Origin of the sequence: Cryobacterium tagatosivorans (assembly GCF_004402215.1) — a bacterium.
In the GTDB taxonomy this organism is placed as follows: Bacteria; Actinomycetota; Actinomycetes; order Actinomycetales; family Microbacteriaceae; genus Cryobacterium; species Cryobacterium tagatosivorans.
In genome coordinates this window covers 1-3,840 of sequence record NZ_SOEZ01000032.1, presented here as the reverse complement: position 1 = coordinate 3,840, position 3,840 = coordinate 1, and the positions used below count along the sequence as shown (strand labels likewise).

At 53.2% G+C, this 3,840-nt stretch carries 2 rRNA genes; both read left to right on the top strand.

Going from position 1 to position 3,840, the window contains the following annotated elements:
- Nucleotides 1-456 precede the first annotated feature (456 nt).
- Nucleotides 457-3,581 (top strand): 23S ribosomal RNA (locus tag E3O23_RS05990).
- A 130-nt stretch (nucleotides 3,582-3,711) separates the two neighbouring features.
- Nucleotides 3,712-3,828 (top strand): 5S ribosomal RNA (gene rrf / locus E3O23_RS05985).
- Nucleotides 3,829-3,840 lie beyond the last annotated feature (12 nt).

The following is a 3,840-nucleotide window of genomic DNA, read 5'->3' as shown; positions in this document are numbered from 1 at the left end:
AGGGAGATCACAGGTGCCAAGCCATTTCGGAAACACACGTTTTCCGGTGGCGCTCATGGGTGGAACATTGACATTGATGCAGAACCAAACGGTTCGATCCAAGTACATTCCTTCGGGAATCGGAAAGGGTTGGTCCTGGCGGGTTTGCATGCGCACGCTGTTGGGTCCTGAGGGACCGGAACAAGCTGGCTAAGCCGGCCTGAACCTTTCCTTCTGGACCTTTTCTTGTTCCCATCATTCGGGGATGAGCGGAGGTACCGCCCGTACTTTGAGNGGTACCGCCCGTACTTTGAGAACTACACAGTGGACGCGAGCATCTTAAATTTGACTGCCTTCGGGCAGCAAATTACAAAGACCAACGCAGATATCGCCTCTTCGGGGGTGTGATGCGTTGATCATTGGTCAATTTCGGTCGCGAATTTATTCGCGACACTTAATCGATTCAAACTCATGTGATTTCAAATTTCTAAGAGCAAACGGTGAATGCCTTGGCATGTAGAGCCGAAGAAGGACGTAGTAATCTGCGATAAGCCTCGGGGAGTTGATAAACGAACTTTGATCCGAGGATTTCCGAATGGGGAAACCCCGCCAGGCCCGCAAGGTGACCTGGTGACTCCCGCCTGAATATATAGGGCGGGTAGAGGGAACGTGGGGAAGTGAAACATCTCAGTACCCACAGGAAGAGAAAACAATAGTGATTCCGTTAGTAGTGGCGAGCGAAACCGGATGAGGCTAAACCGATCATGTGTGATAGCCGGCAGGCGTTGCATGGTCGGGGTTGCGGGACTTTTCTGCTGCTTCTGCCGAACAGTGAGGGTTAGAACGTTGTATAGACGAACAGGATTGAAAGCCTGGTCATAGAGGGTGCGAACCCCGTAGTCGAAATGCAGCAATCGCCCGAAGAGTATCCCAAGTAGCACGGGGCCCGAGAAATCCCGTGTGAATCCGTCAGGACCACCTGATAAGCCTAAATACTCCTACATGACCGATAGTGAACAAGTACCGTGAGGGAAAGGTGAAAAGTACCCCGGGAGGGGAGTGAAATAGTACCTGAAACCGTTTGCTTACAAACCGTTGGAGCCAGCATGTTCTGGTGACAGCGTGCCTTTTGAAGAATGAGCCTGCGAGTTAGTGATATGTGGCGAGCTTAACCCGAGAGGGGAATGCGTAGCGAAAGCGAGTCTGAATAGGGCGATTCAGTCGCATGTCCTAGACCCGAAGCGAAGTGATCTATCCATGGCCAGGTTGAAGCGACGGTAAGACGTCGTGGAGGACCGAACCCACTTCAGTTGAAAATGGAGGGGATGAGCTGTGGATAGGGGTGAAAGGCCAATCAAACTTCGTGATAGCTGGTTCTCTCCGAAATGCATTTAGGTGCAGCGTTGCGTGTTTCTTGCCGGAGGTAGAGCTACTGGATGGCCGATGGGGCCCAAAAGCTTACTGACGTCAGCCAAACTCCGAATGCCGGTAAGTGAGAGCGCAGCAGTGAGACGGTGGGGGATAAGCTTCATCGTCGAGAGGGAAACAACCCAGACCACCAACTAAGGTCCCAAAGCGCGTGCTAAGTGGGAAAGGATGTGGAGTTGCACAGACAACCAGGAGGTTGGCTTAGAAGCAGCCACCCTTGAAAGAGTGCGTAATAGCTCACTGGTCAAGTGATTCCGCGCCGACAATGTAACGGGGCTCAAGCACGCCACCGAAGTTGTGGCATTAATATTTTTGGTAAGCCGCCACCTTGTGTGGTTGGTTCAGCCGTGTTGATGGGTAGGAGAGCGTCGTGTGGCCAGCGAAGCGGCGGTGTAAACCAGCCGTGGAGGCTACACGAGTGAGAATGCAGGCATGAGTAGCGAAAGACGGGTGAGAAACCCGTCCTCCGAAAGATCAAGGTTTCCAGGGCCAGGCTAATCCGCCCTGGGTAAGTCGGGACCTAAGGCGAGGCCGACAGGCGTAGTCGATGGACAACGGGTTTATATTCCCGTACTGATGAAGAACCGTCCAAGCTAATCCAGTAATGCTAAGTGTCTGAATCCCACTGACCAACGCCTTCGGGCTGCGGGGGTGGGCCTAGCGCACGACCCTATGCTGGTGCGGTTAGCGTATTAACAGGTGTGACGCAGGAAGGTAGCTGAGCCGGGCGATGGTTGTCCCGGTCTAAGGATGTAGGGCGAACGATAGGCAAATCCGTCGTTCACGATGCCTGAGACCCGATGGGTAGCCCGTAAGGGCGAAATCAGTGATCCTATGCTGCCAAGAAAAGCATCGACGCGAGGTTCAAGTCACCCGTACCCCAAACCGACTCAGGTGATCAGGTAGAGAATACTAAGGAGATCGAGAGAATCGTGGTTAAGGAACTCGGCAAAATGCCCCCGTAACTTCGGGAGAAGGGGGGCCTGAGGCGTGAAGGGATTTACTCCTGGAGCGTTCGAAGGCCGCAGAGACCAGTGGGAAGCGACTGTTTACTAAAAACACAGGTCCGTGCCAAGTCGCAAGACGATGTATACGGACTGACGCCTGCCCGGTGCTGGAAGGTTAAGAGGAAGGGTTAGCGCAAGCGAAGCTCAGAATTTAAGCCCCAGTAAACGGCGGTGGTAACTATAACCATCCTAAGGTAGCGAAATTCCTTGTCGGGTAAGTTCCGACCTGCACGAATGGCGTAACGACTTCCCAGCTGTCTCAACCGCGAACTCGGCGAAATTGCATTACGAGTAAAGATGCTCGTTACGCGCAGCAGGACGGAAAGACCCCGTGACCTTTACTACAGCTTGGTATTGGTGTTCGGTGTGGCTTGTGTAGGATAGGTGGGAGACTGTGAAGCTTGGACGCTAGTTCAGGTGGAGTCAACGTTGAAATACCACTCTGGTCATATTGGATATCTAACTTCGAACCGTAATCCGGTTCAGGGACAGTGCCTGGTGGGTAGTTTAACTGGGGCGGTTGCCTCCTAAAAAGTAACGGAGGCGCCCAAAGGTTCCCTCAACCTGGTTGGCAATCAGGTGTCGAGTGTAAGTGCACAAGGGAGCTTGACTGTGAGACTGACAAGTCGAGCAGGGACGAAAGTCGGGACTAGTGATCCGGCAGTGGCTTGTGGAAGCGCTGTCGCTCAACGGATAAAAGGTACCTCGGGGATAACAGGCTGATCTTGCCCAAGAGTCCATATCGACGGCATGGTTTGGCACCTCGATGTCGGCTCGTCGCATCCTGGGGCTGGAGTAGGTCCCAAGGGTTGGGCTGTTCGCCCATTAAAGCGGTACGCGAGCTGGGTTTAGAACGTCGTGAGACAGTTCGGTCCCTATCCGCTGCGCGCGCAGGAAATTTGAGAAGATCTATCCCTAGTACGAGAGGACCGGGATGGACGAACCTCTGGTGTGTCAGTTGTTCCGCCAGGAGCACCGCTGATTAGCTACGTTCGGAACGGATAACCGCTGAAAGCATCTAAGCGGGAAGCCGGCTTCGAGATGAGATTTCCATCCCTTCGGGGGAGAGGCTCGCAGCTAGACTACTGCGTTGATAGGCCGGATGTGGAAGAGAGGACTAAAGACTCTTGAAGCTGACCGGTACTAATAAGCCGATAATTTGATAACACTCAGTTTGAATAAGCTGCTATGCGTCCACTATGTGGTTCTCGATGTACGGTCGAGAACAACGCCCCACGTGTCTTATAGACACCGGGCTCTATAACTAAAAATATAGGTTCGAAACATCGAAAAGTGTTTCGGCGGCTATAGCAAGAGGGAAACGCCCGGTCTCATTCCGAACCCGGAAGCTAAGACTCTTTGCGCCGATGGTACTGCAGGGGGGACCCTGTGGGAGAGTAGGACACCGCCGGACTTAACTTAGAAA